This is a genomic window from Nonomuraea sp. NPDC049784 (assembly GCF_040659615.1).
Classification (GTDB): Bacteria; Actinomycetota; Actinomycetes; order Streptosporangiales; family Streptosporangiaceae; genus Nonomuraea.
On the sequence record NZ_JBFAMX010000752.1, the window covers coordinates 1 to 4,372 of the forward strand.

Genomic DNA, 4,372 nt, shown 5'->3' on the forward strand with positions numbered 1-4,372 from the left:
CCTACCGGCGGCTGCTCGCCGAGCAGCGGGCCGAGCTGGCCCGTCTGGAGGCCGAGCAGGCGGAGCGGGAGCGGCTGCAGGAGGCGGACATGGAGCAGCGCATCGCCAGGGTGCACACCGAGCTCGAGCAGTGGATGCGCGACCGCCGCCAGGAGGGGCTGTCGGAGGAGGACATGCATCGGCGCTTCGAGGAGGCCGGGCTCCGGGACGACACGGTGGCCATGGACAACCTCGAGCGCATCGAGGAGCTCCGGGAGCAGCACGCGCGGGGGCGGGAGGAGCAGGCGGCCAGGGAGCGGGCGATGCGGAGGAGGCTCAAGGCGCGCCAGCGGGATGCGCGCAGGCAGATGCGGGCGGCCATCAGGGAGGAGCGGGAGCGGCAGGCCCTCGCACAGGACCCCGAGCTGGAAGGCGAGGACTGACCCCATGGACCGCCCGATCCCGCCCTTTCCTCCGAAAGGGCCACAACCCTGGTCAGCGGGGTGGACACGCTCCCACCGCACGGGGTTGCGGTCCCTTGGGGGAAGAGGGGAAGGAGAGCGCGCCGCCGACGATGGGGCGCCCAGCCGCGAGGGGCGCCGGTGATGGAGCGCCTGGTGTGCGTGCCCGTGCTGCTGCCGCTCCTCGCAGCCGGAATGAAGCTCGCGATCGGGGGAGGACGGCTGCGCCGGCTGCAGTCGGCGATCAGCCTGGCCACGCTGGCCGTCTCGGTCGTCGTGTCGGCGCTGCTGCTGGTCGCGGCCGATGCGCGCGGACCGCTGGTCACCGACCTGGGCGGGTGGCCGGCGCCGATCGGCATCTGCCTGGTGGCCGACCGGCTGTCCACGCTGGTGCTGCTGGTGTCGTCGGCGGTGACGTTCTTCGTCATGGTCTACTCGGTCGCGAACGCCTACGCCGAGCAGGAGCACGACGCCCCCATGGCGATCTTCCACCCGGCCTTCCTGGTCATGGTGGCCGGGGTGGCGGACGCGTTCCTGTCGGGCGATCTGTTCAACCTGTTCGTGGCCTTCGAGCTGCTGCTGAGCAGCTCGTACGTGCTGCTCACCTTCGGCGGCACCGAGTCGAGGATCCGGGCGGGCGCCACGTACACGCTGATGGCCCTCGCCTCGTCGATGTTGTTCCTGATCGCGCTGGCCGTCACGTACGCCGCCACGGGGACCCTGTCGTTGGCGCAGCTCGCCGAGCGGTTCGCCAGGCTGCCCGGCGAGGTGGCGATGCTGGTGGAGCTGACGCTGCTGCTCGCCTTCGCGATCAAGGCGGCGATCTTCCCCATGTCGGCCTGGCTGCCCGACTCCTATCCCACCGCGCCCGCCCCGGCGACGGCCGTGTTCGCCGGGCTGCTCACCAAGGTCGGCGTCTACTCGATCATCCGGCTCGAGGCCCTGCTGTTCCCTGGCGGGCCAGTGTCCACGCTGCTCATGTGGGCGGCGCTGGCCACGATGCTGGCAGGCGTGCTGGGCGCGGTCGCGCAGACCGACCTCAAACGGATGCTCTCGTTCACCCTGGTCAGCCACATCGGGTACATGGTGTTCGGCGTGGGCCTGTCCACGGTGGCCGGGCTGGCGGGGGCGATCTTCTACATGCTCCACCACATCACCGTGCAGACGAGCCTGTTCCTGGTGACCGGGCTGGTCGAGCAGCGCACCGGCACCACGTCGGTGTCCAGGATGGGCGGCCTGATGAAGACCGCGCCGCTGCTCGCCGTGCTGTTCTTCGTGCCGGCCATGAACCTGTCAGGCATCCCGCCCATGTCGGGCTTCCTCGGCAAGGTGCTGCTGGTGCAGGCCAGCCTGGCCCACGGCGGGCCCCTGCCAGTCACGTTCGTGGTGGCGGGCCTGGTGACGAGCCTGCTCACCCTGTACGCCGTCGCCAAGACGTGGGCCAAGGCGTTCTGGGGCGGACCGAGGGCCGTCCGGGTGGGCACGGTCATGGAGAGCGAGGAGTACACGGGCGAGGACCCGACCGTCACGACGACCGCGTTCCCGGTGGCGCTGCCGGCGGCGGTGGCGGCGCTGGTCGTGATCGGGCTGTCGTTCACGGTGCTGGCCGGGCCGCTGTCGGCGCTGGCGCACCGGGCGGCCGTGGAGCTGACGGCCCGCGAGCCGTACGTCGCGGCCGTGCTCGGGAGGCGGCCGTGAAGCCCCGGCTGGCGCTGATCGCCTGGCTGGCGGTGGTGTGGGTGACATTGTGGGGCGACCTGACGGCCGGCAACGTGCTCGGCGGGCTGGCGGCCGGGCTGGTGGTGACGTCGCTGCTGCCGCTGCCCGTCCTCGACCCGGGCATCAGGATCCACCCGGTGGCGCTGGTGGGCTTCCTGCTCTGGTTCGGCCGGGACCTCATGGTCTCGACCGCGCGGGTGGTGCTCTGGGTGGTGCGGCCCGGTGTGCCGCCCACCCAGATCGTCCGGGTACGGCTGCGCACGTCGTCGGAGTCCATGACCGTGATGATCATGATCGCGCTGTCGACCGTGCCGGGCAGCCTCGTGGTGGAGCTCTACCGCGAGGAGCGCGAGCTGGTCCTGCACGTGCTGGGACGTCCGGGTGACGTCACCGAGGCCGTGCGGGCGGACGTGGCCGGGCTGGAGTCGCGCGTCGTGGCGGCCTTCGGCACCTGGCGGGACAGGCAGGAGCTGCCATGACGGTGGTGTACCTGGTGACGCTCGGGCTGCTCGGGTGCGCGGCGCTCGCCACGCTCTACCGGGTGGGGCGCGGGCCCACGATGCTGGACCGGGCGGTGGCGCTCGACGTGCTGACCTCGCTGTCGATGTGCGTCGCCGGGGCCTTCGCCGTGGTCATGGATGACTATTCGGACCTGCCGATCCTGCTGGTGCTGTCGCTGCTGGGGTTCGTCGGGTCCGTGTCGCTGGCCAGGTTCTTCTCGGGGAGGTCACGATGAGGGAGGCGCGGTGAGCGCGTTCGACGTGGCGGCGGCCGTCTGCCTGCTGCTGGGCGCGGGGCTGGCGCTGTCGGCCGGAGCCGGGCTCGTCCGTTTCCGCACCACCTTGGACCGGATGCACGCCGGCACCAAGCCGCAGGTGCTCGGCGTGCTGCTGGTGCTGCTGGCCATGTGGCTGCACCGGCCCACCTGGGCGAACGCCGGGCCGCTGCTGCTGGCGGGCTTCTCGCAGGTGATCACCGTGTCGGTGGCGGCGTACATGGTGGCGCGGGCGGCCTACTCGCGGGAGCGAGCCGACGACGACACCGAGCTCCCACCGGAGGACTGATCCTTGTCCGACCGGTTGAGCGCCGCCTGGCCGAACCAGGTCCACAGGGCCAGCGCCGCCAGGATCCCCGCGGTGGTCCAGGCCAGCGCGGGGCCGAAGAGGTAGTCGATCACGAGCATGGTGGCCGTGGCCATGGAGACCGCCAGCGCGAGCGCGCCCACGATGCCGTAGTGGTTGGAGCGCCGTACCAGCGTCTCCTTGCGGCCCTGCCTGAACAGCACGCGGTGCTGCGCGGTCGGCGCGATATAGCAGATCGACGCGACCGCGGCGCTGACCAGCGCCACGTAGAACAGCCACCGGTCGGCCAGGTCCAGCTTGGCGAATCCCGGCGAGAAGGGCACGGTCAGCAGGAACGCGAACAGCACCTGCACCCCGGTCACCGCCACGCGCGCGCCCTGCAGGAGCTCCACGAAGTTCCGGTCCGCCCGCTCCTGGTCCGACTCGTTCTTCACGCCGCCTCCCGCCTCTGGAACGAGAGAATCCTCCTTCCTTGGCAAAGCGGGCTAAAACATCTGGTTGAGGATCTTGGCCGGGGTGATCGGGAGGTCGCGCACGCGGTGGCCGGTGGCGTGGTACACGGCGTTCCCGATGGCGGCGGCCGTGCCGACGATGCCGATCTCGCCGATGCCCTTGCTGCCCATGGGGTTGAGCTCGCTGTCCTCCTCCTCCAGCCAGACCGCCTCGATGTCCGGTACGTCCGCGCAGGCCGGGATGTGGTACTGGGCCAGGTCGCGCCGGAGGAAGCCGCCGAACTCCTCGTCGGTGAACGTCTCCTCCATCAGCGCCATCCCCATGCCCATCGTCATGCCCCCGATGAACTGCGACCTGGCCAGCTTCACGTCCACGATGTGCCCCGCGGCGAACACGCCGAGCAGGCGCGAGAGGCGCACCTCGCCGGTCACGGAGTTCACCCGCACCTCGGCGAACTGGGCGCCGAAGGCGTGCCTGGCCAGCTCCGCGGCCTGCTTGATCTCCTCGGTGGTGTCCGCGCGGCCCACGGTGCCGTTCACCTTGAGCGCCTCGCAGGCCCGCACGACCGCCGTGCCCCACGAGGCCGTCCCCATGGAGCCGCCCGCGAGCGGCGCGTCCGGCAGGTCACTGTCGCCCAGCTCGACGTGCACCCGGTCGGGCGGGACGCCCAGCGCGCCG

The 4,372-nt window shown here is 71.5% G+C and carries 6 protein-coding genes and 1 pseudogene; 5 read left to right on the forward strand and 2 right to left on the reverse strand.

What is annotated here, in order from left to right; translation table 11 throughout:
• The 5 genes and pseudogenes from AB0J09_RS57650 to AB0J09_RS57670 form a co-directional block, all read left to right on the forward strand.
• Nucleotides 1-422, forward strand: a pseudogene (locus AB0J09_RS57650) (Na(+)/H(+) antiporter subunit C); the annotation flags it as partial.
• 162 nt (nt 423-584) lie between these two features.
• The gene (locus AB0J09_RS57655; RefSeq protein ID WP_360711482.1) at nt 585-2,138 is read left to right on the forward strand and encodes a Na+/H+ antiporter subunit D; all 1,554 of its coding nucleotides are present in this window, start codon (nt 585-587) and stop codon (nt 2,136-2,138) included.
• The gene (locus tag AB0J09_RS57660) at nt 2,135-2,638 is read left to right on the forward strand and encodes a Na+/H+ antiporter subunit E (RefSeq protein ID WP_360711467.1); all 504 of its coding nucleotides are present in this window, start codon (nt 2,135-2,137) and stop codon (nt 2,636-2,638) included. Before AB0J09_RS57655 ends, AB0J09_RS57660 begins: the two co-directional genes overlap by 4 nt.
• Nucleotides 2,635-2,895, forward strand: a complete 261-nt coding sequence (locus AB0J09_RS57665; protein WP_360711470.1) for a monovalent cation/H+ antiporter complex subunit F — start codon at nt 2,635-2,637, stop codon at nt 2,893-2,895. The genes AB0J09_RS57660 and AB0J09_RS57665 overlap by 4 nt, the downstream gene beginning before the upstream one ends.
• A 10-nt stretch (nt 2,896-2,905) precedes the next feature.
• Nucleotides 2,906-3,223, forward strand: a complete 318-nt coding sequence (locus AB0J09_RS57670; RefSeq protein WP_360711473.1) for a monovalent cation/H(+) antiporter subunit G — start codon at nt 2,906-2,908, stop codon at nt 3,221-3,223.
• Here AB0J09_RS57670 and AB0J09_RS57675 read toward each other — a convergent pair.
• Both AB0J09_RS57675 and AB0J09_RS57680 read right to left on the reverse strand, forming a co-directional pair.
• Complete coding sequence (locus AB0J09_RS57675) at nt 3,172-3,675, reverse strand: DUF6328 family protein (RefSeq protein WP_360711476.1); 504 nt, start codon at nt 3,673-3,675, stop codon at nt 3,172-3,174. The two genes, AB0J09_RS57670 and AB0J09_RS57675, sit on opposite strands and share 52 nt — an antisense overlap.
• Nucleotides 3,676-3,726: 51 nt before the next feature.
• A partial coding sequence (locus tag AB0J09_RS57680) for a molybdopterin cofactor-binding domain-containing protein (protein ID WP_360711479.1) occupies nt 3,727-4,372 on the reverse strand: 646 nt, incomplete at its 5' end.